The organism is Actinoplanes sp. DH11 (assembly GCF_020873875.1).
Lineage (GTDB): Bacteria > Actinomycetota > Actinomycetes > Mycobacteriales > Micromonosporaceae > Actinoplanes.
Window position 1 is genome coordinate 18,077 of the sequence record NZ_JAHWGU010000048.1, and the last position, 26,355, is coordinate 44,431.

The 26,355-nt window shown below is 72.5% G+C and carries 27 protein-coding genes; 13 read left to right on the top strand and 14 right to left on the bottom strand.

The window, feature by feature from the left end:
- The first annotated feature begins 134 nt into the window (after positions 1-134).
- Positions 135-1,037, top strand: coding sequence for a DUF559 domain-containing protein (locus tag LPA41_RS39185; RefSeq protein WP_229076560.1), 903 nt, complete (start codon positions 135-137; stop codon positions 1,035-1,037).
- A 468-nt stretch (positions 1,038-1,505) separates the two neighbouring features.
- On the opposite strand, the gene LPA41_RS39190 is transcribed toward LPA41_RS39185, so the two are convergent.
- Complete coding sequence (locus LPA41_RS39190) at positions 1,506-2,315, bottom strand: alpha/beta hydrolase (RefSeq protein WP_229076561.1); 810 nt, start codon at positions 2,313-2,315, stop codon at positions 1,506-1,508.
- A gap of 156 nt (positions 2,316-2,471) precedes the next feature.
- On the opposite strand from LPA41_RS39190, the gene LPA41_RS39195 reads away from it, so the two are divergent.
- Positions 2,472-3,284, top strand: coding sequence for a siderophore-interacting protein (locus LPA41_RS39195; RefSeq protein ID WP_229076562.1), 813 nt, complete (start codon positions 2,472-2,474; stop codon positions 3,282-3,284).
- A 77-nt stretch (positions 3,285-3,361) separates the two neighbouring features.
- Here the strand turns inward: LPA41_RS39195 and LPA41_RS39200 are convergent, their stop codons facing one another.
- The 3 genes from LPA41_RS39200 to LPA41_RS39210 form a co-directional block, all read right to left on the bottom strand.
- A complete protein-coding gene (locus tag LPA41_RS39200; RefSeq protein WP_229076563.1) occupies positions 3,362-3,541 on the bottom strand; it encodes a Flp family type IVb pilin in 180 nt (59 codons plus the stop codon).
- 166 nt (positions 3,542-3,707) lie between these two features.
- Complete coding sequence (locus LPA41_RS39205; protein ID WP_229076564.1) at positions 3,708-4,118, bottom strand: response regulator; 411 nt, start codon at positions 4,116-4,118, stop codon at positions 3,708-3,710.
- Positions 4,119-4,253: 135 nt separating this feature from the next.
- Positions 4,254-4,760 (bottom strand): GAF domain-containing protein, encoded by a 507-nt coding sequence (locus LPA41_RS39210; protein WP_229076565.1) that lies wholly within the window; start codon positions 4,758-4,760, stop codon positions 4,254-4,256.
- Positions 4,761-4,925: 165 nt separating this feature from the next.
- Between LPA41_RS39210 and LPA41_RS39215 the strand changes: the two genes are divergently transcribed.
- Positions 4,926-5,492 carry an N-acetyltransferase gene (locus LPA41_RS39215; RefSeq protein ID WP_229076566.1) on the top strand — a complete coding sequence of 189 codons (567 nt, stop codon included), beginning with the start codon at positions 4,926-4,928 and terminating at the stop codon, positions 5,490-5,492.
- Positions 5,493-5,503: 11 nt separating this feature from the next.
- Here LPA41_RS39215 and LPA41_RS39220 read toward each other — a convergent pair whose 3' ends face one another.
- Positions 5,504-8,083, bottom strand: coding sequence for an HAD-IC family P-type ATPase (locus LPA41_RS39220; RefSeq protein WP_229076567.1), 2,580 nt, complete (start codon positions 8,081-8,083; stop codon positions 5,504-5,506).
- Between the two features lie 163 nt (positions 8,084-8,246).
- Here LPA41_RS39220 and LPA41_RS39225 point away from each other — a divergent pair, with 163 nt between their 5' ends.
- Complete coding sequence (locus LPA41_RS39225) at positions 8,247-9,197, top strand: glycosyltransferase family 2 protein (protein ID WP_229076568.1); 951 nt, start codon at positions 8,247-8,249, stop codon at positions 9,195-9,197.
- A complete protein-coding gene (locus tag LPA41_RS39230; protein ID WP_229076569.1) occupies positions 9,187-10,317 on the top strand; it encodes a glycosyltransferase in 1,131 nt (376 codons plus the stop codon). Before LPA41_RS39225 ends, LPA41_RS39230 begins: the two co-directional genes overlap by 11 nt.
- 702 nt (positions 10,318-11,019) lie before the next feature.
- On the opposite strand, the gene LPA41_RS39235 is transcribed toward LPA41_RS39230, so the two are convergent.
- From LPA41_RS39235 to LPA41_RS39260, 6 genes are all read right to left on the bottom strand, one after another.
- On the bottom strand, positions 11,020-12,747 hold the full coding sequence (locus LPA41_RS39235) for a hypothetical protein (RefSeq protein ID WP_229076587.1): 1,728 nt from the start codon (positions 12,745-12,747) through the stop codon (positions 11,020-11,022).
- Complete coding sequence (locus tag LPA41_RS39240; RefSeq protein WP_229076570.1) at positions 12,744-13,625, bottom strand: hypothetical protein; 882 nt, start codon at positions 13,623-13,625, stop codon at positions 12,744-12,746. Before LPA41_RS39240 ends, LPA41_RS39235 begins: the two co-directional genes overlap by 4 nt.
- 55 nt (positions 13,626-13,680) lie before the next feature.
- Positions 13,681-13,992, bottom strand: coding sequence for a DUF3349 domain-containing protein (locus LPA41_RS39245; RefSeq protein ID WP_229076571.1), 312 nt, complete (start codon positions 13,990-13,992; stop codon positions 13,681-13,683).
- Positions 13,993-13,996: 4 nt separating this feature from the next.
- A complete protein-coding gene (locus LPA41_RS39250; protein WP_229076572.1) occupies positions 13,997-14,311 on the bottom strand; it encodes a hypothetical protein in 315 nt (104 codons plus the stop codon).
- An 11-nt stretch (positions 14,312-14,322) separates the two neighbouring features.
- Positions 14,323-15,531, bottom strand: a complete 1,209-nt coding sequence (locus LPA41_RS39255) for an inorganic phosphate transporter (protein WP_229076573.1) — start codon at positions 15,529-15,531, stop codon at positions 14,323-14,325.
- A gap of 107 nt (positions 15,532-15,638) precedes the next feature.
- Positions 15,639-16,466 (bottom strand): SGNH/GDSL hydrolase family protein, encoded by an 828-nt coding sequence (locus LPA41_RS39260; RefSeq protein ID WP_229076574.1) that lies wholly within the window; start codon positions 16,464-16,466, stop codon positions 15,639-15,641.
- Between the two features lie 89 nt (positions 16,467-16,555).
- Here LPA41_RS39260 and LPA41_RS39265 point away from each other — a divergent pair, with 89 nt between their 5' ends.
- The 7 genes from LPA41_RS39265 (at position 16,556) to LPA41_RS39295 (ending at position 22,588) form a co-directional block, all read left to right on the top strand.
- Positions 16,556-16,858, top strand: a complete 303-nt coding sequence (locus tag LPA41_RS39265; RefSeq protein ID WP_229076575.1) for a SelT/SelW/SelH family protein — start codon at positions 16,556-16,558, stop codon at positions 16,856-16,858.
- 24 nt (positions 16,859-16,882) lie between these two features.
- On the top strand, positions 16,883-17,974 hold the full coding sequence (locus LPA41_RS39270; protein ID WP_229076576.1) for a calcium:proton antiporter: 1,092 nt from the start codon (positions 16,883-16,885) through the stop codon (positions 17,972-17,974).
- Positions 17,975-18,115: 141 nt separating this feature from the next.
- A complete protein-coding gene (locus tag LPA41_RS39275) occupies positions 18,116-19,099 on the top strand; it encodes a permease (RefSeq protein ID WP_229076577.1) in 984 nt (327 codons plus the stop codon).
- Positions 19,096-19,812, top strand: a complete 717-nt coding sequence (locus LPA41_RS39280) for a TIGR03943 family protein (protein ID WP_229076578.1) — start codon at positions 19,096-19,098, stop codon at positions 19,810-19,812. The genes LPA41_RS39275 and LPA41_RS39280 overlap by 4 nt, the downstream gene beginning before the upstream one ends.
- Positions 19,809-20,852, top strand: coding sequence for a hypothetical protein (locus LPA41_RS39285; protein ID WP_229076579.1), 1,044 nt, complete (start codon positions 19,809-19,811; stop codon positions 20,850-20,852). Before LPA41_RS39280 ends, LPA41_RS39285 begins: the two co-directional genes overlap by 4 nt.
- Positions 20,853-20,983: 131 nt before the next feature.
- Positions 20,984-21,658, top strand: a complete 675-nt coding sequence (locus LPA41_RS39290) for a copper resistance protein CopC (RefSeq protein ID WP_229076580.1) — start codon at positions 20,984-20,986, stop codon at positions 21,656-21,658.
- Between the two features lie 225 nt (positions 21,659-21,883).
- Positions 21,884-22,588, top strand: a complete 705-nt coding sequence (locus tag LPA41_RS39295) for a YcnI family protein (protein ID WP_229076581.1) — start codon at positions 21,884-21,886, stop codon at positions 22,586-22,588.
- A gap of 155 nt (positions 22,589-22,743) precedes the next feature.
- Here LPA41_RS39295 and LPA41_RS39300 read toward each other — a convergent pair whose 3' ends face one another.
- Both LPA41_RS39300 and LPA41_RS39305 read right to left on the bottom strand, forming a co-directional pair.
- Positions 22,744-23,304: a GNAT family N-acetyltransferase gene (locus LPA41_RS39300; protein WP_229076582.1), complete on the bottom strand. Its 561-nt coding sequence runs from the start codon at positions 23,302-23,304 to the stop codon at positions 22,744-22,746.
- 79 nt (positions 23,305-23,383) lie between these two features.
- On the bottom strand, positions 23,384-23,740 hold the full coding sequence (locus LPA41_RS39305) for an MmcQ/YjbR family DNA-binding protein (RefSeq protein ID WP_229076583.1): 357 nt from the start codon (positions 23,738-23,740) through the stop codon (positions 23,384-23,386).
- 165 nt (positions 23,741-23,905) lie between these two features.
- Between LPA41_RS39305 and LPA41_RS39310 the strand changes: the two genes are divergently transcribed.
- Positions 23,906-24,865, top strand: a complete 960-nt coding sequence (locus tag LPA41_RS39310) for a sulfite exporter TauE/SafE family protein (RefSeq protein ID WP_229076584.1) — start codon at positions 23,906-23,908, stop codon at positions 24,863-24,865.
- A gap of 233 nt (positions 24,866-25,098) precedes the next feature.
- Here the strand turns inward: LPA41_RS39310 and LPA41_RS39315 are convergent, their stop codons facing one another.
- On the bottom strand, positions 25,099-26,022 hold the full coding sequence (locus LPA41_RS39315) for a diacylglycerol kinase family protein (protein ID WP_229076585.1): 924 nt from the start codon (positions 26,020-26,022) through the stop codon (positions 25,099-25,101).
- Between the last annotated feature and the right edge of the window lie 333 nt (positions 26,023-26,355).

Here is a 26,355-nt window from a genome sequence, read left to right on the forward strand (position 1 = left end):
GTCCACAGGGCGGTCCGCCTTCACCGTCCCGGGTTGCGCTCTGTCCACAGGGCGGTCCGCCTTCACCGTCCCGGGTTGCGCTCTGTCCACAGGGTGATCCGCCTGGTCGTGCCTGGTCGCGCGATGCTGGCCGGATGCCCCACCCGTTCCGCGGTTCCGAGGCGATCCGGTCCGGCCTGCTCACCCGCGCCCAGCTGCGTGGCGCCCGGTGGCGCCGGCTGCTGCCGGACGTCTACCTGCACCGTGACGTACCCCTCGACCACCACGTCCGATGCGCCGCCGTAGCACTCACCCTGCCACCCGGTGCCGTGATCGCCGGCCTCAGCGCCGCCTACCTGTGGGGCGCCGAACTGATCCACCCCGACGCGCCGGTGTCCGTGGCCACCCCACGCACCCGGCGAGTGCACCGGGGCAGCGCCGTAGTCCCGCACCACACCGTCCTCGCCCCCGCCGACCGCACCACGATCCCCCTGCCCGACCCCACCGCGTCCCGCCCGCCGGTGGTGGTGCCGGTGACCACGCCGGAGCGGACGGCTTTCGACCTCGGCCGCCGGTTGCGCCGCGGCGACGCGCTGGTGGCCCTGGACGCGATGTCGCGCACCGGGCTGGACCTTGCGGCAGTGGCCGGCCTCGCCCGCGAACGCCGGCACTGGCCGCGCACCGCCCAACTCGACGAGATACTGCGGCTCACGGACCCGCGCGCCGAATCGCCGATGGAGACGCGGATGCGGTTGCTCTTCCACGATGCGGGCCTGCCGGTGCCGCAACCCCAGTACGAGGTGCTCGACTCGCGTGGCCGCCTGATCGCGCGGGTGGACCTGGGCTGGCCGGCGGCTCGGGTGGCCGCGGAGTACGAGGGTGATCACCACCGCGATCGTGACCGGTACCGGCGGGACATCGCGCGGGTGAACGCCCTGCGGCTGGCCGGCTGGTCCGTGCTCCGGTTCGCCGCCGACGACCTGTTCCGCACGCCGCGCCGCACAGTAGCCCTGCTGTCCGCCGAACTGTCCCACCGCACCCGCCCCTCCCAGCCGTAGCCCGCGGCTGCCCCAGGCCCCGAAACCCAGCCGTGCGTGACAGCCACCCCCGCCCCGGCTGTCACGTACGGCTGTCCCGCGGCCGGTAAAGCAGCCGTGCGTGACAGCCACCCTCGCTCGGCTGTCACGTATGGCTGTCCCGCGGCCGGCAAGGCAGCCGTGGGTAGAGCAGCCGCCCCGGTCTGGCTGTCACCCACGGCTGTCGAGCGGAGGGTAGAGCAGCCGTGGGTGACAGCCGGGCGGCTGGGGCAGCCGTGGGTGACAGCTCCCGCTCGGCTGTCACGTATGGCTGTCCCGCGGCCGGCGGAGCAGCCGTGGGTGACAGCTGCCCCGGTCTGGCTGTCACGTATGGCTGTTGTGCGGCGGGTAGAGCGGCCCCCGGTGACAGCCGGGCGGCTGGGGCGGCCGTGGGTGACGGCTGGGCGGGGTGGGCAGCCGTGCGTGACAGCCGGGCGCGGGTGGGGAGGGTCAGTGGGGGAGGACGGTCAGGAGGGAACGGACGGCGTCGAGGATGGGGCGGCCGTCGAGCAGGACGCGATCGTTGTGGTCGGCCGCCTCCACCACCTCCTCGTGGATCAGGCGGGCCGCCCGCGACGCCACGTCGGCGCTCTGGGCGGCCGGCACCACCGAGTCCGCCGTACCGTAGATCACGACCGTCGGCGCCGTCACCTGGGAGATCAGTGACGTCACCGGGTAGCGATCACGCAGCAGCAGGCCCACCGGCAGCCACGGATAGTGTTCGCCGCCGGCCGCGGCCAAGGAGCGGAACGGTGACCGCAACACCAGCCCGGCCGGTGGGCGCCGGACCGCCAGCGCGGTGACGACGGCCGCGCCGAGACTCTCGCCGTAGTAGATGATCGGCTTGCCGAGCGCCGCCAGGTAGGACTGCGCGGCGTCCGCGTCGGCGGCCAGGCCGGTTTCGGTGGGGGAGCCGGGGTTGCCGCCGTACCCGCGGTATTCGAGCAGCAGCACGGTCAGTCCGAGTCCGGCGAGCGCGGTACCGAGTGGCATCCGGCCGGCCAGGTTGCCGCCGTTGCCGTGCGCGACGAGGGCGGCGAGCGCGCGGTCCGGCGTACCCGGCGGCGGTTCGAGCAACCACGCGCTCAGCCGCAGCCCGTCCGCGGTCCGCAACGTCACGGCGGTCGCGCCGGGCGGGAGGGGCGGCGGCGTACGCTCCGGGAAGTAGATCAGCTTGCGCTGCAGGGACCACGCAAGCGCCAGGATCAGAATCAGGGCCAGGAGTACGCCCATCCCGCGCAACAGAAGCACCCGGCTCATCCCGTCATTCTGCGGTGTCCCGGCGCGTCCGCATGCAAGGACATCGCCGATACCCGCCCGGCGGGGCATTCGTGACCCCCGATGCCGCGCACAGGCTGCCCCATGGTTCGATGGTTAGGCTAGCCTTACTTCTCCGCCGCCCCGGAGGTCCGCCCGATGTCGAACTACAAGATCCGCAAGCCGATCGACCCGCACGTGCTGATGCTCGAGGTCACCGGCACCGAGCGGGTCTCGCCGAACGTGGTCCGGGTGACGTTCGGCGGCGAGGGGCTGGAGAAGTTCACGCCGCTCGGCTTCGACCAGTGGTTCCGGCTGTTCCTGGCCCGCCCCGGCCAGGACAGTCTGAAGCTGCCGACCCGCACGTCCGGCCTCTGGTACGCGCAGTACCTGGCGACCGCCAAGCAGAAACGGCCGTTCGTCCGGAACTACACGGTCCGCGCGCACCGGCCGGGCGCGCTCGACGTCGACTTCGTGGTGCATGTGGACGACGACGGTCACAGCGGCCCGGCCAGCATGTTCGCGCTGAACGCCCGGCCCGGGGAGCAGGTCGGCCTGCTCGATCAGGGCTGCGGCTACAACCCGCGCGGCGACCACGACTGGACGCTGCTGGTCGCGGACGAGACCGGCCTGCCCGCGGTCGCCGGCATCTGCGAGTCGCTGCCGGACGACGCCCGGGGTGTCGCGATCGTGGAGTTGCCGGCGTCCGCCGACAAGCAGGACTTCCGGGTGCCGCCCGGGGTCCAGCTGACCTGGGTGCCGCGCGACGGCGCCGGCAGCCGGCCCGGGCAGCTGGCCCTGTCCACGCTGCTCGCGGCCGACCTGCCGGCCGGCAGCGTCTACGCCTACCTGGTCGGTGAGTCGGCGCTGGTCACCGGCGGCCGCCGGCACCTGGTCGGCGAACGTCAGGTGCCGAAGCAGAACATCGACTTCATCGGGTACTGGCGACACGGTCACGCCGCCGGCAACTGAGGTTCCGGAGCGCCACCGGAAATTGAGCCTGCGAGCGCGCCGGGTCAGCGCCGATTCAGGGCGGGGGAAGGCGCAGCTCAGATGACGTCCATGAGCTTGCCGAACATCGCGGCGATGTCGGCGCGCAGAGCCTGGATGATGATGATCAGGGCGCCGGCGATGAGGGCGGCGAGCAGCGAGTACTCGACAGCGGTGGCACCTTCGTTCGGCTTGCTGGTGGAGCGCAGGTACGAGGCGAGAAGCTTGAAGATCTCCACAGCGATGTCCCCACGTTCGGGAGCCCGCCCAGCTTGGCAGCCTCGTGCCATACGTATCGGGTGCTGCTGTCCCGGTTTTGATAGCCGAACGGTTACGCTCCGTTGCAGGTCGGCTGCTTTCCGGACGGTGCTGCTGTCCGGCCGTTCGCTGTCGTCCGGACTGTTGCTATCGCCCCGCCGAGGCCGAGCCCTGCGCCAGCACGGTGCGGAGCATGCCGGCCAGCACGTCCGCGGTGTACGGCTTGGTGACGAACGGCGACCCGGCCTCGATCAGGCCCTTCTTGACCGCTGTCGCCTCCGGCAGGCCGGACACGTACACCACTTTCATGCTCGGCCGCACCGCCGCCGCGGAGCGCGACAACTCCCCGCCGGAGACGCCGGGCAGACCCAGGTCGGTGAGCAGGATGTCGATCGGGCCGTCATGCACGCGGCACTTCATCATCGCGTTCACCGGGTCCTCCGCGGCCAGCACCGAGAAACCCCGTAACTCCAGCATCCGGGTGGTCACCTCGCGCAGGTCCTCGTCGTCCTCCACCAGCAGGACGACCGGACCCTGTCGTTCTGTCGGCTGCCACATCGTCTGACCCCAGCTCCCCGCGGAAAACGTCTCACCGACACGCTATCGAGGTCGCCCGCCGTGGCGTCTCCGAATGGGCAGAACGCCGATCGCCCGGGACCTGGTGAGGTCACGGGCGATCGGATGGTGTCGTGGTCAGCGGTCCAGCAGTCGGACCGCGTGGTGTCCGCGGTCCTCGAGCACCGCCACCGCGCGCTCGTCGAACGCGTTCGGGGCGGCGGCGAAGGCACAGAGCGTGCCGACCACCGTGCCGCCGACCCGCAGCGGCACGCCGGCGTACGCGCGAATGTTGCCGTACAGGGCGGCCGGGCGGAACGGGCCCCAGCTCTCGGCGTGCAGGTCACCCACGAGCAGCGGTTTGTCCGGGTTCACCACGCGCGGGCACACCGACCAGCCGGCCGGGACCCCGCCGCACTCGGCGATCCACCCGGTGACGCCCGTGGCGGCCGCGAACAGGACCGCGTCGTCGCGGACCAGGTTCAGGGCGGCGACGGGCGCGTTCAGGCGGGCCGCGACGTCGTCGACCACCGCCTGCAACTCGTCGCGCACCGGCGCGCTGGCGGCAAGCAGGGTGCTGACCATCTCGGTACGGCTGTCGACCAGCACATCGAGAGAGGTCGCCTCGTAGCTCGACTGGGGCATGCGGGATCCTTTCGGTCGGCTGACATCCCCAAGGTCCCGAGCCGGCGTTGCGACGGTGGACCCCGGCGGGGTGCCGCCCGGGTGCGGCTCACCGGACCGCCCTCGATCGTCAGCTCAATCCTAGCCTCCTAGGATGCCTTAGGGGTGGCGCTACAGTGCGATCTCGTGACTTCCGCCGAGATCTCCCTCGCCACACCGGCCCACCGCAACCGGATCGTCGAGTCGCTCGTCGCCGCGTTCCCCGCCGACCCGGTGCTGCGCTACCTGTTCCCGGACGACGCGACCTACCCCCGGCACGCCGCCGCCTTCTTCGGTCACCTCTTCGACAAGCGGGTGCACCGCAACGCGATCTGGACCATCGGGGACGGCGCCGCCGTCGCGATCTGGGAGCCTCCCGCGGAGCCCGGTGCGGCGGCCCCCGCGGGGGAGCTTGAGCTTCCGGAGGCGGAGCGGTCACGGATGAAGGCGTACGACGTCGCCCTGCACGCCGTGCTGCCGCAGGAACCGTACTGGTATCTCGGTGTTCTCGGCACCCACCCGGACTGGACCGGCCGCCGCTGGGGCCACACCCTGATGGCCGCCGGCCTGCGCCGGGCCGCCGAGGACAGGCTGCCGGCGGTCCTGGAGACCTCCACGGAGGGCAACGTGCGGATGTACGAGAAGGCCGGCTGGCAGGTCACCGCCTCGTTCCGGGACCCACTGCCGGTGTGGGTGCTGCGCCACGACGCCTGAGCGGAGACCGGTCACGGGCAGGGCGGGTCGTCCAGGCCGAGCAGGCGGTCGAAGAGGCGTACCCGGAACACGACCGTCAGCGTGCCGTACCAGATCAGCAGGGCGGGCAGCACGACGAAGAAGACCGGGCGGGACGGCCCGATCAGCCCGAAGTACTGCCAGAACACCGGGACGCACAGCACCGCGCTGAACACCGCGCACAAGCCGAGCACCAGCAGCGCCGGCCGGGTGTCCCCGGTCGGCGCGGTCCACGCGGCGAAAAACCTCGACCGCGGCGCCAGGAACAGGATCAGGCCGAACGAGGCGAAGCAGAAGAACGTCGACAGCCCGGTCTGCGCCATGATCGTCGCGGAGGCCGTGGTGAAGTCCGCGTCGATGCCGTACGTCAGGCCGGTGTAGCTTTCGAACTCCGCGATGATCTCGTGTGGCGTCCGCCGCCCGTGGCTGAACCCTTTCACCACGATCTCGTAGAGGGCGGTGTAGACGGCCGCCCCGAACGTCGCCGTCACCACCGAGGCCGGCACCACGAACCGCACCAGGTTGCGCAGCAGGAACGGGTCCGGCCGGTTCGCGCCGGCCCAGAACGTGAGGAACACCGTGGGCACGCCGACGGTGAACATGGTGAGCCCGACCTGTGTCGGCGAGTACGGGAAGCCGAGCCCCAGCATGGTCACGGTGAGGATCACCAGGCCCTGACTGACCACCCGGGCCAGGAAGACGTAGAGCGAGATCCCGATCCCGTTGATGATCTTACGGCCTTCCAGCTGGGCCGGCGGCAGCGCCGCGAACGAGTCGTCGACCAGCACGATGTCGGCGACGTCCCGGGTCACCGCGCTGCCGCTGCGCATGGCCACCCCGATGTGCGCCTGCTTCAGCGCCCGCGCGTCGTTGACGCCGTCCCCGATCATCGCGACGTACCGGCCCTGCCGCCGCAACGACCTGACGATCCGTTCCTTGTGCTCCGGCGCCACCCGGCCGAACACGGTGGTCCGGCCCACCAGGGCGTCCAGGGCGGCGTCGCCGAGGCCGTCGATCGCGGCACCCGGCACGGGCTCGCCCGCGTCGATCCCGGCGCGGCGGGCGATCGCGGCGACGGTACGCGGGTCGTCGCCGGAGAGCACCTTGAGCGCGACACCCTCCTCGCCGAACCGGCGAACCGTGGCGATCACGTCGTCGCGCAGCTCGTCGGCGAGCGCGACCAGCGCGATCGGTTCCAGCGACGGCAGTTCCGGCCGCCCGGCGTCGTCCCGCAGTCCCGTACCGGCTTCGCCGGCAGGCCGCAGTCCCGTACCGGCTTCGCTGGCAGCCGGCAGCGGTTCGGCGCCGGCGGGTTGCGCCGCCCGGGCCAGCAGCAGCACCCGCAGGCCGGCGCCGGCGCGTTCGGCGACCTGATCGGCGGGCGCCGGCCGGACCAGGTGGGGTGCCAGGGCGTCGGGGGCACCGAGCACCCATGTGCCCTCCGCGGCGACCAGGCCCGACCAGCGGGACGCCGAGGAGAACGGCACCTCGTCGCGGACCTCCCACGGGTCGCCGGGCAGCGCCGCGGCCAGGGCCAGCGCGGTCAGGTTCGGCGTCGTCGTGTTGTGGGCGAGGCTGCCGAGCGCGGTCGCCACCTCCCCGTACTCGTGACCGCCGAGCGGCACGACCTCGTCGAGCGTGAGCTGCCCGGTGGTCAGGGTGCCGGTCTTGTCGGTGCAGACCACGTCCACGTTGCTGACCGACTCGACGGCGTTCACCTGCTGCACGAGGGCGCCGTACCGGGCGATCCGGACGGCGCCGGCCGTGTAGGCGAGGGCGATGAGGAAGAAGAGGCCGTACGGGACCAGGCCGGACAGCACCGCGGTGATCTGCACGACCCGCAGCACGCTGAAGCCCTCGATCGCCGCCTGCGCCAGGATCGCCCCGCTCATCAGCGCGGTCAGCACCATGACGAGCCGCACGATGAACTCGATGCGCCGCTGCAACGGCGTCTTGTCGGTGGTGGAACGCCGGGCCTCCGCGGTCAGCCGGCCGGCGTAGCTGTGCGGGCCCACGTCCCGGGCCTGCTGGTGCCCGTCGCCGGCCACGCACACGCTGCCCGACCGCAGTTCGTCGCCGGGGTGTTTCACCACCGGGTCGCTCTCGCCGGTGAGCAGCGACTCGTCGGCCTCCAGCCGGCCGCCGTCGAGCAGCGGCCCGTCCACCACGATCTGGTCACCGGGCCGGACGTGCAGCACGTCGCCGCGCACCACCAGCTCCGGGACGATCTCGACCTCCCGCCCGTCCCGGATGACCAGCACGTTCGCCCGGTCGAGCAGCTGCAACCGGTCCAGTTTGCGCTTCGCCCGGATCTCCTGTGCCGCGCTGATCACCGCGTTGATCAGGCCGAGCCCGACGCTGACCAGCGCGTCGCTGTACCGCTCCAGGGTCAGCAACGCCGCCCCGATCGCGAACAGGATCAGGTTGAAGAAGGAGAAGACGTTCGTCCGCAGGATCTCGCCGTACGTGCGCGAGCCACCCTGCACCGAGGTGTTCGCCTCACCCCGGCGCTGCCGCTCCTGCGCCTCCGCCTCGGTCAGTCCCCAGGCCGGCGCCAGTGTCGCCCGTCGCATCCATCGCCCCGTCCCAAAAGTTACATTTCCGACGTAGTCGCGCGTGCGCTTTCCCGGGTCACCGCCGGATCCGGGCATCCACTCCATTGATTCATCTGACGGTCGGGGGCTGTTCCCGCAGGCGCGGGCCGGCCCTCGCCTGCCGCACCTAGCGTCGGGCCTCATGTCCTCCGAGCCGGATGTCAGCGTCGTCGTCCCGACGTGCAACCGACCGCAACTCGCCGCCCGCGCCGTCACCTCCGCCCTGACACAGACCCACCGTGACCTCGAAGTGATCGTGGTCGTCGACGGACCGGACGACGCCACCGTCACGGAACTGGCCCGCATCGGCGACCCGCGGCTGCGCGTCGTGGTGCTGCCGGAACGCGGCCGCGCCCCGCACGCCCGCAACGTCGGCGCCCGGGAGGCCCGGGGCCGCTTCGTCGCCTACCTGGACGACGACGACGAATGGCTGCCCGCCAAGATCTCCACTCAGCTGGGGCTGGCGGCGGCGTCCGGTGTCCCGTACCCCGTCGTCGCGAGCCGCCTGATCAACCGCACCCCGCGCGCCGACTCGATCATGCCGCGCCGGCTGCCGGCCGCCGGGGAGCCGCTCAGCGAGTACTTCACCGTGCGCCGCGGCCTGTTCTACGGCGACGGCTTCATCCAGACCTCCACGATCATGGCGCCGGCCACGCTGATGCGCGCGGTGCCGTTCACCGTCGGTCTGCGCCGCCAGCAGGAACTCGACTGGACGCTGCGGGCGGTCCGTGAGGACGGCGTCGAACTGATCTACGCGCCGGAACCGCTGGTGCTGTGGCACCAGGACGAGGACCGGCACCGGATCAGCCTCGAAATGCCTTACGAGCAGCAGCTGGAATGGCTGCGGACCAACCGGGACCTGTTCACGCCCCGGGCGTACGCCGCCTTCGCCCTCAGCGTCCTCAGCTCCATGGCCGCGCCCACCCGCGACGCCCGGCTGTTCCGCGAGCTGCTCGCCGAAGCCCGGGGCAACGGCCGTCCCGGCGCGCTCGACTACCTGACCCACGCGCAGATCTGGGCGCTGCCGCCGTCGCTGCGGCACCGGGTCCGTGACCTCGTGGTGAGCCGCCGGGCGTCGCAGAATGCCACCTGAGACCGCCGGCCCGCGCGTCGTCATCTGGCGCAGCGCCCTGCTCGCCGGGTCCGAGACGTTCGTCCGCGGGCAGGGCGACGCGCTGACCCGGTGGCGGCCGACCTATCTGGGCGCCACCCGCACCGGCTCACCGCTGGCCCGCGCCGACGACGTGATCGTCTTCGGCGGCGACCGGCGCTCCTTCCTGCGGCTGCGGCTGACCGGCAGCTCACCCCGGCTCGACCGGGCCCTCGCCGATCAGCGGCCCGACCTGGTGCACGCCCACTTCGGCGGCGACGGCTGGCTGGTCAGTGGCGCGGCACGGCGGGCCGGCGTACCCCTGGTCGTCACCGTGCACGGCCACGACGTCACCCGTCAGCCCGAAGCCCCCGGGGTGCACGGCCTGCGCTACCGCCGGAACCTGCACACCGTGTTCCGCCGCGCCACCCTGATCGTCGCGGTCTCCGAAGTGATCCGCGACCGGGCCGTGGCGCGCGGCGCCGACCCGGCGAAGGTGCGCGTGCACCACACGGGCGTCCCCCTGCCACCGGCCCTCCCGGCGGTGCCAAAACGCTGGGACGTCATCTTCGTCGGCCGCCTGGTGCCCAAGAAAGGCGTGGACGACCTGCTCACCGCGCTCGCCACCATGCACTCCCCGCGCCCCCGAGCCCTGTTCATCGGCGACGGCCCGCTGGAGACCGCGATGCGCGCCCGGGCCGGACAGCTGCGCCTCGACGCCACCTTCCTCGGCAGCCAGCCACCCGACGTGGTGCAGCGCCACCTGGCCGAGGCGAGAATGCTGGTGGCCCCGTCCAAGACCGCCCCCGACGGCGACACCGAAGGCCTGCCCACCACCATCCTCGAGGCCGCCGCCCTGGGCCTGCCGGTGGTGGCCACCCACCACAGCGGCATCCCCGAAGCCGTCATCCACCACGAAACCGGCCTCCTCTGCCCCGAAGCCGACCCCACCGCCCTGGCCGCCGCCATGACCCGCCTGCTCGGCGACGCCTCCCTGCGCCACAAACTCGGCGCCCAGGGCCGCCGGCGGGTGGCGGCCGCCTTCGACCTGCGAGAACAAACCAGAAAACTCGAGCACCTGTACGACGAAGCGGCCGCCCACCCACCCGTCCCGGCCCGCTGACCACCCGCTCCCCGCACCACGCCCGCACCACGCCCGTCGCCGGCCCGGCCGCCCCTTCGCGCCCGGCTGCGCCTCCCCGCCCGGCTGCCCTTTCCCGCCCGGCTGCCCTTTCCCGCCCGGCTGTCACCCACGGCTGCGCCACCCGCACAACGACCGCCCGTCACAGCCGACCTCGCCCCGCCCGTCCGCGCCCGGCCGCCCTGCCGCCCAGCTGTCACCCACGGTTGTTCATGCCGTCCGGCTGTCATCCAGGGTTGTTTCGTCGCCGGTATAGCAGCCGCTAGTGACAGCTGTGGCTCGGCTGTCACTGGGGGTTGCTTTGCCGGGCGCACAGCAGCCGTGGGTGACAGCCGCTGCCCGGCTGTCACCCACGGTTGTTCCTGCAGTCCGGCTGTCACCCAAGGTTGTTTCGTGGCCGGCGCAGCAGCCGCTAGTGACAGCTGTGGCTCGGCTGTCATCCACGGTTGTTCATGCCGTCCGGCTGTCACCCAGGGTCGTTCTTGCTGCCCGGCTGTCACCCAGGGTTGTTTCGTCGCCGGCGCAGCAGCCGCTCGTGACAGCCGGGCCATAGCGTCCTCGGAACTCCACACATGACGCCCAGGCCCTCGGGCATCACCCCGTTTCGACGGTCCGGACTCCACGGAGGCCGGTCGAGACCAGTGTCAGCGGAGCCCGGGGGTCTGCGTGCCGGTGGGCGGCGGGTCAGGGTTTGCGGAGTTGGTGCAGGGCCGTCCGGGCGGCTCGTTTGCCGGTGCGCAGCGCGCCTCGTACGGCGGTGGCCGCGCGACCGGGGACGGTGCCCTTGAGCAGGGAGATGATGCGGTAGGCCCGGGTCAGTTCGGCGTCGCGGGTGGACAGCCTCTGCTCGTACCACTCGGACTGTGCCCGCGCCTCGCCCAGTTCCCGCGCCAGACGGTCGCGGTCCGCCGCGACCTCGCGGAAGGCGGCGATGCCGGGCCGGTCGGCGGACTGTGGTGCTGCCGGGGCGACGCCGGCCATGGCGCCGATGAGTTCGGCGAGGTCCATCGGCGCGGCGTCCGCGAAACGCCGCAGCGCCGCCGCGGGATCGTCCCCGCCGGGTCCGGCCGCGTGCAACCGCCCGTCTCCGTCCACGACGATCGCGTCGGCGTCGGTGCCGGCGTGCTCACCGCCCTGCCATCCGGCGAGCAGCGCCCGCATTCCGGGCAGGTCGTGCGCCCGCGCCGCGACCAGCAGGATCTCCAGCAGGTTGCGTCCCGCCGGCACCGCGAACGGCGGCGAGGTGACGGCACTGGGGGAGGGGGCGGCCGGCCGCAGCAGCCAGCCGGTTGTGGCCCGCTCCAGGTGGCGGACGTCGCCGGAGGCGGATGCGAGCACAGCCTCGGGCAACTCGACGCCCCCGGCGTCGGCCGAAGCGGCAAGAAGGGCGGCGGGTGCGGCGGGTGCGGCGGCGGCCGGGGCGGTGGGTGCGGTGGGCGCGGCGGTGGGCAGGGCGGTGGGTGCGGCGGCGGCCGGGACGGTGGGTGCGGCGGCGGGTGCGGCGGCGGGCATGGCGGCGGGTGCGGTGGCGGGCAGGGCGGCGGGTGCGGTGGCGGGCAGGGCGGCGGGTGCGGTGGCGGGCAGGGCGGCGGGCACGGCGGCGGGCGGGGCGGTGCTGGTGGCCAGGAGGAACCAGGCGGGAGCGAGGTGGGTGGCCAGGTCGCTCCTGAGCAGGTGTACGCCCATCGGCTGCGGATCCGCCAGCACCGGCACCGCCGTCGGCCACGTACGCCGCAGGACGCCCGCCAGGAACCCGTGCAGCTCCGGGTCGGACAGCGCCGCGGTGCTGATCAGGGTCCCGGGTGAGCGCGGTGCCGGGAAGGCCGCGTACGCCCGCAGCACCTCGAGACCGCCGGCAGCGAGCCGCTCACGCAGGGCTGCCAGCCCAGCAGGACGCGTCGGGTCGTCGCCGAGCGGCGGCGCCCATTCACCGTCGGAGTCATCGGGCGCGAGGGCGAGCAACCGATGCAGGCCGGCCGGGTTCTGGCAGCCGAGCAGCAACCGCCCGCCGGGCCGCAGCACACCGACCAGCGCGGCGAACCTGTCCTCCCAGGTCAGGCCGACGTCCTCGGTGGAGCTCACGCGTTCGGGGCCGTCGAGGGCGAGCACCGTGTCGAACGCCGGGACGGCAGCCAGCTTCGACACGCTGCCGCACCACACCTCGACGCCGGGGCGGGTGGCGTAGCGGGTGGCCAGGGTTTCGGCGTCCGGTACGCCGCGGACCAGCACGGTGATCCGTTCGGCGGGGACGGCGTCGATGAGGGCCGGGTCGTGCGGGCCGGCGATCAGGGTGTGTCCCCGCACGAACGAGGTCAGCGACGTCAGGGCGGGCCCGCCGGTGGGCGCGGGGTCGGACCAGTGCGGCATCTCACCCCCGAGCAGATGCGGCGGCCGCGGCGGGTGCGGGGTCATGAGGCAGCCTCCACGACGGCAGGGGACGAGGCGAGCGGCCGGGCGGGGGACTGGGCTGAGGACTGGGCGGGGGACCAGTGGAACAGGGCGCGCAGTTCGGCGGGCGTGAGCAATCGGTCGGCGCCGAGTTCGTCGGCGGCCACGGCCCGGGCCACGGCGGGGTCGACCTGGGCGCCGTGCAGCGCGGCCCACTGCCGGCGGATCCGGGGGCGGCCGCCGAACAGGTCGCGTTCGTCGCGCAGTTGCATCGGGTCGCCGTAGACGGCCGGTTCGCAGCCGGCGAGGGCGCCGTAGAGCACGGCGCTGCACAGCCGGTTGGAGGCGACCCGCCGGTGGCGCAGCAGTTCGGCGAGCTGACGATCGAGGAAGCCGGGGTCGAGGTCCTTCCACCAGCCGCCCCGGTAGCCGTGGCAGATCACCCGGAAGCCGGCGCGCTCGTAGCGGCGGCGTACGGCGGTGGTGCGGTACTCCTGCCAGTAGAGGCAGACCGTCACCGGGCCCGGCTCGGTGGCCCGGATGTCGTCGATCAGCCGGTCGTGGTCGCCTTGGACGTGCTGACCCTCCCAGCCGTGGAACGGGTACCAGATGGTGCCCTCCCGGGGGCCGGTGACCGCCGGTGCCATGGTGAGCAGGTACGCCAGGGGCGCGCCGGTGACGTACACCCGGCGGCGCCCCATCGACGCGGCCCGTTGCCGGGTCCGTTCGCTCCAGACGAACGACGGGATGCCCGGCACGTACTCGTGGTCGGGCGCCAGCCCGTCGCCGATGTTCCAGCCGTGCTGCAGGTACCCGGGTATCCGGGGCGGGTCGGCGCCGTCGTAGCCGCAGTAACGGGCGAGGACGTGGCTGTGCCCGTAGTAGTGGTTGGCGTGGTGCACGGCTCATCGAAGCGCGCCGAGGCATCCGGCACACGAACGGCCCGTGAGCCCGGCGTTAAGCCTCGGGCGGGTCGGCGAGGGGCCAGCCGCCGGCCGCCAGGTGCGCGGAGACGCGTACCACGTCCTCCGGGGTGGCCTCCTGCAGGACCGTACTGCTGATCATCGCTTCGATGTCCTGCCCGGTGATCGGCTCGGTGACCTGGCCGGCGGCGAGGCCGCGGGCGATGGACCGGACCTCGTCCTCGGTGAGTTTGCGGCGCAGCAGGCCGAGCAGCGCCACGTAGTCCTGCCGGGGCACGCCTTGCGGGTACCCGGCGCGCAGCCATTCGAGGGCGCGGGCCAGGAAGCGCGAACGGGATTCCGCCATCGCGTCAGTCCTTGCCGGTCAGGGTGGGGTAGATGTGCTCGAAGCTGAGTTCCTTGCCGAACCCGGTCGCCACGACGAACGTGATGCCCAGCGCGACGGCGAGCAGGACGACGGCGAAGCAGGCGTACGCGCCGATCCGGCCGGCCGGGTGCGGGCGCGGTCCGGGGGTTCCGGTGGCGTGGGCCTCGGCGTCGCCGCCGGCGCCGTACGCCATCGACCGGATCCCCACCGCGAAGACCGCCGGCAGTCCGGCGCCGAGGAGCAGGCCGGCGAGCAGGATCTTCCAGGCGCTGTCCAGGGCCAGGGTCAGGTTGCCCATGGGTGTCTCCTTCAGCCGGCGGCGCGGGCGGGTTCGCGCGCGTCCTGCCACTCGTCGTTGACGTTCTGGTGGTCGACCGGGGACCGGCGGGAGAGCCGGTACATGACCGCGGCGGCGGCCAGCATCAGCACGAACACGGCGGCCGCGCCGGCCACGCCGCCGATCAGGTCGGCGCCGAACCACATCAGCGCGCCGGTGAGGCCGGCCGCGGGCAGGGTGATCAGCCAGGCGGTGACCATGCGGCCGGCGACGGCCCAGCGGACCGTTGCGCCGGGCCGGCCGACGCCGCTGCCGAGGATGGAGCCCGTGGCGACCTGGGTGGTGGAGAGGGCGAACCCCAGGTGGCTGGAGGTCAGGATGACGGTGGCGGCGGCGGACTCGGCGGCGAAACCCTGCGGGGGCGCGATCTCCACGAGACCTTTGCCGAGCGTACGGATGATCCGCCACCCACCGAGGTAGGTGCCCAGGGCGATGGCGAGGGCGCAGCTCACCCGTACCCAAAGGGGAATGTCCTCGGTGTCGGACCACTCGCCGGCGGCGATCAGCGCAAGGGTGATCACACCCATGGTCTTCTGCGCGTCGTTGGTGCCGTGCGCCAGCGAGACCAGGGACGCGCTGCCGATCTGTCCCCACCGGAAGCCGTTGTCGGTGAAGCGGGCCGCCACCCCGACGGTGATCCGGTAGATCAGCCAGGTGCCGGCGGCGGCGACCACCCCGGCGATCAGCGGTGACATCAGCGCGGGCAGGACGACCTTGCCGAGGACGCCGTCGAGTTTGCTGCCGTCGCCGGTCCAGTTCACGCCGGCCCAGCCGAGGCCGGCCACGGTGGCGCCGATCAGGCCGCCGAACAGCGCGTGCGACGAGCTCGACGGCAGGCCGAGCAGCCAGGTGAGCAGGTTCCAGAGGATGCCGCCGACGACGCCGGTCAGCACGATCACCAGGAGGGCGGTGCCGCCGTCGGCGAGCAGTTCGGGCCGGGGGGCGCCGTCGGAGTTCTGGATGTTGACGACGGCGTTGGTCACGGTGAGCGCGACCTCGATGGAGAGGAACGCGCCGATGAGGTTGAGCACCGCGGAGAGCAGGACGGCGACCTTCGGCCGCAGGGCTCCGGTGGCGATCGACGTCGCCATGGCGTTCGCCGTGTCGTGGAACCCGTTGGTGAAGTCGAAGCCGAGGGCGGTGATGACCACGAGGGTCAGGATCACAAGTGTCTCGGTCACACCTGGATCGTCACGCCGCCCCGGCCCGATCGCTCAGTGAGCTCGCCAATGTTCCACAAGCATTGGAATATCTGGATGACCGTGTTCACCGAACGCTCAGTTTATTCTCAGCCGGTCGCGCTGAGCAGGGCTTTCGCGTACGCCGCATAACCGTCCGCGTTCGGGTGGAACGACTCGGAGATGTCGTTGCCGACCGCGTGGATCCACGGCTCCTTCGTGCACGCCTCGTGGCCGGCGAAGGCCTTGCGTACATCGACGTAGGTGAATCCATCGTGCGCGGCGACGGTCTTCGAGATGGTCTCGGAGAGGGTGTCCGAGGCCGCGTTGAGGGTCTTGCGGCGGCCGTCCGTCAGCGCGTCGCACGCCACGCCCTTGCCCGGGTCGGCGACCAGGTGGGGATAGCCGAGCACGTACACCTTGGCGTTCGGCGCCTTGGCCCGGATCTCGGTGTAGAGGCCGTCGAGCGAGCCCGGCAGGTTCGACCCCATCGTGCCGACCGCGGTCTTCACCGAGCCCGCGCAGGTCTGGTCGGAGCCGAGCAGGCACTGCTGGAGGGTGGCGACGAAACCGGCGTCGTTGCCGCCGACGGTCAGCGTCACCCAGCCGGTCTGCTCGTCCAGCGCGGTGAGCTGGCGGTTGGTGACGGTGCCGACCAGGGCGCCGCTGCACGCGTTGTTGACGGTCTCGCCGAACGCGTCGGCGCCCTTGGCGTCGATCCAGAGCTGCGGGTACGAGTTCGCCTTGCTCTGCAGGCAGCTGGTGTCGACGTAGCCGCCCCCGCCGAGCCCGGCCGCGTAGGAATCGCCGAGCGCCACGTAGTCGCGGGCGACCACGGCCTGCACCGTCTCCTCGACCGGGTCGTCACCGGCCGGGCCCGAACATCCGGAACCGACAAGCAGGGCCGCCGCGCCGGCGGCGATCCATCCGAGCCTCACACCGTCTCCTTCGCCTCGCGCACCCCGCCTGCCGAACTTCGCGGAGCGCATCGCGGGATGATCATGCCGGACGGGGCATACTCGTCCGCGTGCCGACACCCCGCCTGGAAATCGAATACTGCACCCAGTGCCGCTGGCTGCTGCGCGCCGCCTGGACCGCGCAGGAACTGCTCACCACCTTCACCACCGACCTCGGCGAGGTGGTCCTGGTGCCGGGCGTCGGCGGCGTCTTCGAGATCCGGTTGGACGGCGAGACGCTGTGGTCGCGTAAGGCCGAGGGCGGTTTTCCCGAGCTCCCGGCCCTCAAACGGATGGTCCGGGATCGGGTCGCGCCCGGCCGGGACCTGGGCCACAGCGACCGCAGGACGGCCGGAACATCGGGCGAGAACTGATCGGCTACGGCAAAGTTGACCCCGATGAATCTGAAGATCCTGTACCAGTGGAACGTCGTCCTGCCCGTTCTCTCGGTGGTCGCCCTCGTGCTGACGTGGGGCCGCGACCTGCCACCGCCCGTGGTGGTGATCGTGGCGCTGCTGCTCGGCGGCGCCGTGCTGGCCGCGGTGCACCACGCCGAGGTCGTCGCGCACCGGGTCGGTGAACCGTACGGTTCGCTGATCCTCGCGGTCGCGGTCACCGTGATCGAGGTGGCGCTGATCGTCACCCTCATGATCAGCGGTGGCGAGAAGTCGCAGTCCCTCGCCCGGGACACCGTCTTCGCCGCCGTGATGATCACGGTCAACGGCATCATGGGCATCTCACTGCTGGTGAGCGCCCTGCGCAGGCGGATCGCGGTCTTCAACCCGGAGGGTACCGGAGGCGCGCTGGCGACCGTGGCGGCGATCGCCACGCTGAGCCTGGTGCTGCCCACGTTCACCACCAGCCGGCCCGGCCCGCAGTTCTCGCCCGCGCAGCTCGCCTTCGCCGCGGTCGTCTCCCTCGGGCTGTACCTGCTGTTCGTGGCGGTGCAGACCCGGCGTCACCGGGACTACTTCATGCCGATCACCACCGCGGGCGAGGTGATCGACGGCGAGGACCACCTGGAGCCACCGTCCGCGCGGACCGCCCTGATCAGCCTGGGACTGCTGCTCATCGCGCTGGTGTCGGTGGTCGGCCTGGCCAAGGGGATCTCGCCGGCCATCGAGTCGGGCGTGGCGTCCGCCGGGCTGCCGCACTCCGTCGTCGGCGTCGTGATCGCCCTGCTGGTGCTGCTGCCGGAGACGATCGCGGCGGTCCGCGCCGCGGCCCGCGACCGGGTGCAGACCAGCCTCAACCTGGCCCTCGGCTCGGCCATGGCCAGCATCGGGCTGACCATCCCGGCCATCGCCATCGCGATGATCTGGCTCTCCGGTCCGCTGCTGCTCGGGCTCGGCGGCACCCAGATGGTGCTGCTCGTGCTGACGTTCGTGGTCGGCACGCTGACCGTGGTGCCCGGCCGTGCCAACATCCTGCAGGGCGGCCTGCACCTGAGCCTGCTCGCCGTGTTCCTCTTCCTCGCGGCCAGCCCCTGACCCCGGACCGGCCAGCCCCTGACCCCGGATCGGCCAGCCCCTGACCCCGGATCGGCCGGCCCCGACCCGGGGCCGGTGAGACGATCACCCGAACGGGTCGGTGATCCGCGTCCGGGCGCGGTCAGCCGGTAGGTTCGCACGGTGACCGACACCCAGACGCTCGATCCCCCGGTGCGCCGCGACCGGGGGATCGGATCGGTCGAGGTGCTCGCCGCGCTGCTGATCCTGCTGGTCGTCCTGCGCGGGCACCTCGCCGGCCTGGCCGGCGGCGCCCGCCTGCAGACCTGGACCACCGTCTTCGTCTCGGTGCTCGTCCAGGCCGTGCCGTTCCTGGTCTTCGGCGTGGTGCTCTCGGCCGTCATCGCGGTCTTCGTGCCCAGCTCGTTCTGGGCCCGCGCGCTGCCCCGGCACCCGGCGCTCGCGGTGCCGGCAGCCGGCCTGGCCGGTGTGGCGCTGCCGGGCTGCGAGTGCGGCAGCGTGCCGGTCGCCGGGTCGCTGATCCGGCGCGGCGTCACCCCGGCCGCCGCCCTGGCGTTCCTGCTCGCCTCCCCGGCGATCAACCCGATCGTGCTGACCGCCACCGCCGTCGCGTTCCCCGGCAACCCGGAGATGGTCCTCGCCCGGGGCCTGGCCAGCCTGGTCGTCGCGGTCCTGATGGGCTGGCTGTGGCTGCGGGTGGGCCGCGCCGACTGGATCCGGCTGCCGCACCAGGAGGCCGGCGGGTCGAAGGGCCTGGCCTTCTGGTCCGCGGTGCGGCACGACATGGTGCACGCCGGCGGTTTCCTGGTGCTCGGCGCCGCGGCTGCCGCCTCGATCAACGTGCTGGTGCCGGAGGCGTGGCTGCAGACCCTGGCGGGCAACCCGGTGCTCTCCGTGCTGGCGCTGGCCGTGCTCGCCGTACTCCTCTCGATCTGCAGCGAGGCCGACGCCTTCGTCGCCGCCTCGCTGTCCCAGTTCTCGCTCACCTCGCGGCTGGTCTTCCTGGTGGTCGGCCCGATGGTCGACCTCAAACTGATCGCCATGCAGACCGGCGTCCTCGGCCGGCGCTTCGCGATCCGGTTCGCCCCGGCGACGTTCGTGCTGGCGGTGCTCGTCGGCAGCCTCACCGGGGTGGTGCTGCTGTGAACCGGCAGGCCCAGGCGGTGGTGCTGCTGCTCTTCGGCGGTGCGATCCTCAAGGCGTCGGCCACCGACCTCCACCTGCGCTACGTGAAGGAGGGCCTGCGGCCCTTCCTCCTGGTGTCGGGCGCGGTCCTGGTGGCGGCGGCGGTCATGACGATGTGGTACGAGTACCGCCCTTCCCCACCCAGCAGAAGGGATTCCGGCGTCCACGACCATGGGCATGGCGAACCCCGCGTCGGGTGGCTGCTCCTGCTGCCCGTGATCGGGTTGCTGCTCGTGGCGCCGCCGGCCCTCGGGTCGTACACCGCGCAGGAGTCCGGCACCCTGCCGGCGGCCGCCGAGTCCGACTACGCGCCCCTGCCCGAGGGCGACCCGGTGCCGGTCGGCCTGCTCGACTACGCCTCCCGGGTGATCTACGACGACGGGCGCAGCGTGGCCGGGCGCCGGCTGCTGCTGACCGGGTTCCTCACCACCGGCCCGGACGGCGCCCCGATGCTGGCCCGGATCGTGGTGAGCTGCTGCGCCGCCGACGGCCGGCCGATCAAGGTGGGGCTCACCGGCGGCCCGGCCGTCGACGTGCCCGCCGGCACCTGGGTGCAGGTCACCGGGCGGCACAGCACCCGGCGGACGACGGATCCGGTCAACCAGGCCGACATCGCCTACCTCGAGGTCGAACAGTGGCAGTCGATCACCGCGCCGAAGCAGCAGTACGAGTGAGTCGTACCCGCCCGATCAGCCTGGCCCTCGCCCTGCTGGCCGCCGTCGCGCTGCTCGCCGGTGGCCTGCCGGAGCAGGCGCCGGCGCCCGCCGTGACCGCCGCCCGTCAGGCCCTGGCCCAGGCGTGGCCGCAGGCCGCCCGCGCCGACCTGCGCGACCTGGGCCTCACGCCGCTGCTCTTCCTGGACGCGACGACACCCGCCGGCACCGCCGAGACGGCGGACGGCAAGCAGGTCCGGCTGCTGCTGAAGGACCGGGAACTGCGGCGGCTGCCGGTGGACGCGCGGTTCGACAACCTCACCCGCTCCGGCGACGACCTGCTCTGGACCGAGACCGCCGCCGAGGGCCGCACCGAGATCTGGGCGGCCCGGCTGACCGGCGACGACCGGCCGCGGCGGCTCACCGCGGACACCGGCGACATCCTGCTCTACGGCAACCAGCACGACCTGGTCGTGGCGGACGGCCGGGTGCACTGGGCGGCCGGTGACGGCGACAAGCGCACCGAGATCCGCTCGGTGCCGCTGACCGGCGGCGCCGTGACGGTCCGCGCCGAGGCCGGCCAGTGGGCGCTCGCCGGGTGGCCCTGGCTCACCGACGACGTGGGCGGGCAGTCCGGCACGATCCGGCTGCGCAACCTGGACACCGGCCAGGAGCAGCGGGTGACAGCCGGCCCGGCCGAGTGGACCATGTGCAGCCCGGCCTGGTGCCGGGTGATGGTGATGTCCGGCGAAGGGCTCGCCCGGATCGACCTGATGCGCCCCGACGGCACCGACCGGCGGCGGATCGCCGGCCCCGGCACGCAGGCCGCGGTCAACGACGTCGCCGTCCTGGACCGGTTCGAGGTGTTCTCCGAGCCGCGGCCGGACACCGACCTCACCGGCACGGCCGGCCTGGTCGTGCACGACATCGAGGCCGGCCGCACAGTCACCCTGTCCACGGCCGCCGACCTGGCCGCGAGCCGGGACGGCATGCTCTGGTGGTCGACCGGCGCGCAGGAGGCCGCGGTCTGGCACACCCTCGATCTGCGGACGATTCTCTGAAACTCGCAAAATCGCCGGGAACTCCGGCGGCCCGGGCAGCGACAAACAGGGGACCGGACCCGACGGCGGAGGCATCTCCGCCCTGTATCAAGCTGAGATGAACTGCCCCACCCCCCCGCCGAGAAGGACGCATGGACGACATAAGACTCCGCCGGCCGCGCCCGGCCCGCTCCGGTCCGGTCCGCCCCGGTCCGGGCCGCTCTGGTCCGGCCCGCCTGCTGGTTGCCGTGGCCGCCCTGCTCGCGGTGCTGCTGCCCGGTGTGCCGGCGTGGGCGCACAACGCCCTGACCGACGCGAAACCGGCCAAGAACGCCGAACTCGCGAAGGCGCCGGCGAGCGTCACACTGAAGTTCCTGCAGAAACTCGACCCGGCGAAGACCGTCATCACGGTCAGCGACGCGGACCAGCGGCAGGTCGCCACGTCGGCCCCGGAGGTGGACGGCGGGACCGGCGTCGTGGAGTTCGACGAGCCGCTCGGTAACGGGGTCTTCACGGTCGCCTACCAGGTCGCCTCGACGGACGGGCACACGGTGAAGGGCTCGTACAAGTTCACCGTCGAAGACCCGGCCGCCGCCGCGCCCGCCTCGTCCCCGTCCTCTTTGTCGTCCTCGTCCTCGTCCTCGTCCTCGTCCGAGGCCGTCGCCTCCTCGGTCGCCTCCGGTGCGGCGCCGGCCGCTGTCGACGCCGCTCCGGTGTCCGACTCGTCGTCGTCGGCGCTGGGCTGGCTCGCCGGTGTCGCGGTGCTGGTCTTCGCCGCACTCGCCGGCTTCGTGATCGTCCGCCGCCGTCGTCGGCCGGCCTCCTAGCCCGGTCCGCAGTTCCCCGACGGCCGCATCCCTTCCGCTACTTCGACCGCCGCATCCCCTCTGCCGCTTCGCCCGCCGCATTCCTTCCGCCGCTTCGACCCCCTAGCTCGCCTCCGCCGCTTCGACCCCTCACCCCCTCTGCCGCCTCGCCCCTCGGCGATCCTGTTTCCCCGCCGCCGATCCCATCGCTCGTCGCCGCCGTAAGGCGGGAAAGGTTCTCTCTTGATGAAGCAAGCAGTCCTCCGCCGTGCCGTGGCCGTCTCCGCCGTCGCGGCCGCCGTAGTCCTCGGTGTCGCCGTCCCGGCCGCCGCGCACGTGACGGTCAACCCGGGCGACGCCACTCAGGGCGGCTACGCCAAGGTCTCGTTCCGCGTGCCCAACGAGAGCGACACCGCGTCCACCACGAAGCTCGAGATCAACCTGCCGATGGAGAGCCCGGTCGGGTCCGTCTCGATCAAGCCGGTGCCGGGCTGGACCGCGGTGGCCGAGAAGTCGAAGCTGACCACGCCGGTGCAGGTGCACGGCGCCGAGATGACCGAGGCCGTCTCGAAGATCACGTGGACCGCCGCGAAGGGCTCGGAGATCAAGGCGGGCACGTTCCAGGAGTTCGACGTGTCGATGGGGCCGCTGCCGCAGACCGAGCAGATGGTGTTCAAGGCGCTCCAGACGTACTCGGACGGCAACATCGTCCGCTGGATCGACGAACCGACCACCGACGGCACCGAGCCGGAACTGCCCGCGCCGGTCCTCAAGCTCACCGCCGCCGGCGCCGAGACCGCGGCGAGCGCCGCCCCGGCCGCCGAGGCAGCCCCGGCGGAGAGTGACAGCGGCAGTGGCGGTACCGCGTGGGGGATCGCCGGTCTGGTCGCGGGCCTCGCGGGCCTGGTGCTGGGCCTGCTCGCCTACCGCAAGGCCGCCGCGAAGCCCTGACATCCCGGGCACGGCGTAGGTCTGACGTCCCGGGCACGGCGTAGGCCTGCCGTCCCGGCCGCCGCGAAACCCTGACATCCCGGACACGGCGGAAGGGCGCCGGCTCATCGGAGCCGGCGCCCGCTTCGTCAGCTTGCGCCCTTCGTGTGCCAGCTCTATCGCGACGAGCTCAGCGGCAGCGCCCGGACCAGCATCCGGTGGGAGCGCCACCCCGGGAACGGCACCAGGTCACCGACGTGCTGGAAGCTCAGCCGCTGCAGCGCGTGCCACACCCGGGTGTTCGTCTCCGTGACGGCCAGTGTCACGCGCTCCTCGGAACGCTGCTCCAGCAGGTCGTTGACCATCCGGACGCCGAGCCGGTGGCGGCGGTACTCGGGCAGCACGAACGCCTCGCAGATCGCGAACGTGCGCCCCTCCCACTCGACCGCCAGGTCCGGGTCGGTGGCGTCGGTCAGGTCCCGCCACCAGAGCGTCTCCGGCGGCAGCGGGCAGCCCATCACGGTGCCGACCAGTTCCCCGTCCACATAACCGACCGCGGCCTCGAAGCCCGGCGCCTCGGCCGTCCACCGCAGCCTGTCCTCCACGGAGGGCTCACTGTGGTCGACGAGGTGCAGATCCGCGGCGTGCACGCGCCGGTAGACCGCGGCGAGCGCCTCCAGATCCACATGATCAGTGATCTCCACGGCGCTCTTGACGCCGTCCACTTCCAGTGACATGAAAGCCTTCCCAGATAAGGTGAGGCTAACCTAATCAAACTGCGGCGGCGCAGGCAAGCCACCGCGTCGATGTCCGGTGTCACTCGGCGAGGTCGGCCGCCGGGAGCCGCATCCGGTAGGCGTCGGTCACCAACTCCGCCAGCCGGGCGACGGTCACCTTGGCCAGGCGGAGCATCACCAGCGGCAGGCCCTCGTACCCCGATGTGGTGAAGAAGAGGTCCGGCTCACCGAGCAGCAGTGCCTGCTTCTCGGCCTCGTCGCCGACGTAGAGCACGGCGATGTCGGTGCGGAGGCGACGCGGCTTGCCCGGCACGCGCTCCGGGTACGACCAGACGAACCCCTTGTTGCCGACCCGGAAGTCGAAGCCGTCACTGTCGATCTCCACCACGTCCGGCAGGGCCAGCGCGAGGCGGCGTACGTCATCCGCATCAGCCATGCCGCCATCCTGCCATCGCCGGTGTTCCTCGAAACGCCGTCTTGCCGCCGGAGGCGCAAGCAACTAATCTCCGATCTAACAAATAGGAAATGCAGGCCACGTCGGCGATGCAGCCTTGGGCTGAAACCGCACGTATCCACCCCATCCACCACTGGCGGTAGAGACATGCAGAAACTTCTCCTCCTGGCCCTCGTCGGCCTCGGTGCGCAGCTCGTCGACGGCAGTCTGGGCATGGCATACGGTGTGACGTCCACCACACTGCTGCTCGCCGTCGGCACCAACCCGGCCGCCGCGTCGGCCACCGTGCACCTCGCCGAGATCGGCACCACGCTGGTCTCCGGCTTCTCGCACTGGAAGTTCGGCAACGTCGACTGGAAGGTCGTCGCCAAGATCGGTGTCCCGGGCGCGGTCGGCGCCTTCGCCGGTGCGACGTTCCTCTCCAACCTCTCCACCGAGACCGCGGCGCCGCTGATGGCGATCATCCTGCTGGTCCTCGGCCTCTACGTCTTTCTCCGCTTCACCTTCCAGGGACTCCCCAAGGGGCACCTCGGCAAGCCGCTGCGCAAGCGGTTCCTCGGCCCGCTCGGCCTGGTCGCCGGCTTCGTCGACGCCACCGGGGGCGGAGGCTGGGGCCCGGTCGGCACCCCGGCGATCCTGGCCAGCGGCCGCCTCGAGCCGCGCAAGACCATCGGCTCCATCGACACCAGCGAGTTCCTGATCGCGGTCGCCGCCAGCCTCGGCTTCCTCTGGGGTCTGGGCGACGAGAACATCGACTACGGCTGGGTGGCGGCCCTGCTGATCGGCGGCGTCATCGCGGCGCCGATCGCGGCCTGGCTGGTCCGGCACATCCCGCCGCGGGTGCTCGGCGCCGCCGTCGGTGGCCTGATCATCCTCACCAACACCCGGTCCCTGCTGCGCAGCGACTGGATCGACGCGTCCGACCCGGTGCGCTACACGGTCTACGCCGTGATCTACGCGGCCTGGGCGGCGGCGCTGGTCTACGCCATCAAGCAGTACCGCAAGAACGCCGACGAGGACCGCCGCATCCTCGCCGAGGCCGAAGCCGCCGCAGCCGCCGACGCCGCCGGTGAGGCGCCCGGCGAGAAGGCATCCACCCCGGCCTGACCCCGCGCCGCACCTCACCCTGCCGAAACGCCCTGGGAGCCGATCTCCCGGGGCGTTTCCCTGCCTGCCTTGTGCCCGGGGTGCCGGCCGCCCCCGGTCCCTGCACCTTCTGACGCCGGCCGCTCCGGCGTCCGCCGCCGCGATGCCTGCCGTCCCGATGCTCGCCGCTCCCGTGGGCGCCGCCTCCGGCGTTCGCCGCCTCCGGCGTTCGCCGTTTCCGGTGGCTGCTGCCGTCAGTGGTCGGGCGTTCCCGGCGGGGCCATGATCCGCAGCGCGTTCGGGTCCAGCGCGATCCGCAGTGGCGTCCGCCCGCACGGCTCGCCGTCCACCTCGACGGCAGCCGGCCGGTCGGTCTCCAGCCACAGTTCGCCGACCGCCAGGAACGGGCGCTCGTGCAGCGTCCGCCGGTGCCCGGTCAGCGCGTTGCGGGCGGTCTCACGCAGCAGCTCGCGCCGCGTCGACCCACCCACCGGGTAGGCGACCAGCAACCGGTCGTCGGCATGCGCGTCCGCGGTGATCGGGCGACCGGCGTGGAAGCCCCCGTTCGCCACGTAGACCTGGTGCGTACTGAAAACGATCTCGTCGCCGCCGGCCCGCACGACGGCGCGCAGCGGCCGGTGCCGGGCGAGTAGACCCAGAGCGGTGATCGGGTACGCGAGCCGGCCCAGCGCCCGCTTCAACCGGCTCGGCACGTTGATCATGACTTCGGCGGAGAGCCCGACACCGACGTGGTTGGTGAACGGCATGTCACCGGCGATCCCGAGGTCCACATCGATCACCGCGCCCTCGGTCATCGTCGCGATCGCGGTGTCCAGATCGGGCGAGATGCCGACGGTCCGGGCGAAGTTGTTGGTGGTGCCCAGCGGCAGCAGCCCGAGCGCCATGTCCCGGTGCGTCAGCATCCGGCCCGCCGTACTGATCGTGCCGTCACCCCCGCCCGCGACCAGCAGGTCCGGCCCCAGGTCGATCGCGTCGCGCAGGCTCCGTTCCAGGTCGCGTTCCACTGCGAACGCCCCCAGCAGCGTGAACCCGGCCGCCACCAGCCGGTCGTGCGCGTCGGCGTAGAGCTGCCGGCCGCGCCGCGAGCGGGCGTTGACCACGAGAGCCGCGCGACGTTCCCGCCGGATGTCCTCGGTCAGCTGTTGCTTCGTGCGCACCGCCGCACCCTATCGTCCGCTCCTGATCATCAGCTGAAACCGCGCACCCACCCTCCCGTAGCTCTCCCGCACCTTCCCAGCCGACACCCCCAGCGCCCCGCCACCCTCTCCAGGGCGCGCCGCCCCACCGCGGTCCCGCCGCCCCGCCGCCCCTCCGCGCCCCTCCGCCCCGCCGCCCCGCCGCCCCGCCCCGCCGCCCTCCGCGCCACGCCGTCCCGCCGCCCCGCAGCGCCTCCGCGCCACGCCGTCCCGCAGCCCCGCCCCGCGCAGTGGATCTTGGAGTGTTGTGGGCGACGCACGAAGCGTTTGTGGTTGAAAGCGGGGCCTATGACC

What these genes read in the sequence shown, in the direction of transcription:
- LPA41_RS39245 (WP_229076571.1), bottom strand. Translation starts at nt 13,992, where the DNA reads ATGGCGGAATCCCGTTCGCGCTTCCTGGCCCGCGCCCTCGAATGGCTG.
- LPA41_RS39225 (WP_229076568.1), top strand. Translation starts at nt 8,247, where the DNA reads ATGTCCTCCGAGCCGGATGTCAGCGTCGTCGTCCCGACGTGCAACCGA.
- LPA41_RS39210 (WP_229076565.1), bottom strand. Translation starts at nt 4,760, where the DNA reads ATGCCCCAGTCGAGCTACGAGGCGACCTCTCTCGATGTGCTGGTCGAC.
- LPA41_RS39235 (WP_229076587.1), bottom strand. Translation starts at nt 12,747, where the DNA reads ATGACCCCGCACCCGCCGCGGCCGCCGCATCTGCTCGGGGGTGAGATG.
- LPA41_RS39190 (WP_229076561.1), bottom strand. Translation starts at nt 2,315, where the DNA reads ATGAGCCGGGTGCTTCTGTTGCGCGGGATGGGCGTACTCCTGGCCCTG.
- LPA41_RS39195 (WP_229076562.1), top strand. Translation starts at nt 2,472, where the DNA reads ATGTCGAACTACAAGATCCGCAAGCCGATCGACCCGCACGTGCTGATG.
- LPA41_RS39305 (WP_229076583.1), bottom strand. Translation starts at nt 23,740, where the DNA reads ATGGCTGATGCGGATGACGTACGCCGCCTCGCGCTGGCCCTGCCGGAC.
- LPA41_RS39205 (WP_229076564.1), bottom strand. Translation starts at nt 4,118, where the DNA reads ATGTGGCAGCCGACAGAACGACAGGGTCCGGTCGTCCTGCTGGTGGAG.
- LPA41_RS39290 (WP_229076580.1), top strand. Translation starts at nt 20,984, where the DNA reads ATGGACGACATAAGACTCCGCCGGCCGCGCCCGGCCCGCTCCGGTCCG.
- LPA41_RS39220 (WP_229076567.1), bottom strand. Translation starts at nt 8,083, where the DNA reads ATGCGACGGGCGACACTGGCGCCGGCCTGGGGACTGACCGAGGCGGAG.
- LPA41_RS39270 (WP_229076576.1), top strand. Translation starts at nt 16,883, where the DNA reads ATGAATCTGAAGATCCTGTACCAGTGGAACGTCGTCCTGCCCGTTCTC.
- LPA41_RS39300 (WP_229076582.1), bottom strand. Translation starts at nt 23,304, where the DNA reads ATGTCACTGGAAGTGGACGGCGTCAAGAGCGCCGTGGAGATCACTGAT.
- LPA41_RS39310 (WP_229076584.1), top strand. Translation starts at nt 23,906, where the DNA reads ATGCAGAAACTTCTCCTCCTGGCCCTCGTCGGCCTCGGTGCGCAGCTC.
- LPA41_RS39295 (WP_229076581.1), top strand. Translation starts at nt 21,884, where the DNA reads ATGAAGCAAGCAGTCCTCCGCCGTGCCGTGGCCGTCTCCGCCGTCGCG.
- LPA41_RS39185 (WP_229076560.1), top strand. Translation starts at nt 135, where the DNA reads ATGCCCCACCCGTTCCGCGGTTCCGAGGCGATCCGGTCCGGCCTGCTC.
- LPA41_RS39250 (WP_229076572.1), bottom strand. Translation starts at nt 14,311, where the DNA reads ATGGGCAACCTGACCCTGGCCCTGGACAGCGCCTGGAAGATCCTGCTC.
- LPA41_RS39230 (WP_229076569.1), top strand. Translation starts at nt 9,187, where the DNA reads ATGCCACCTGAGACCGCCGGCCCGCGCGTCGTCATCTGGCGCAGCGCC.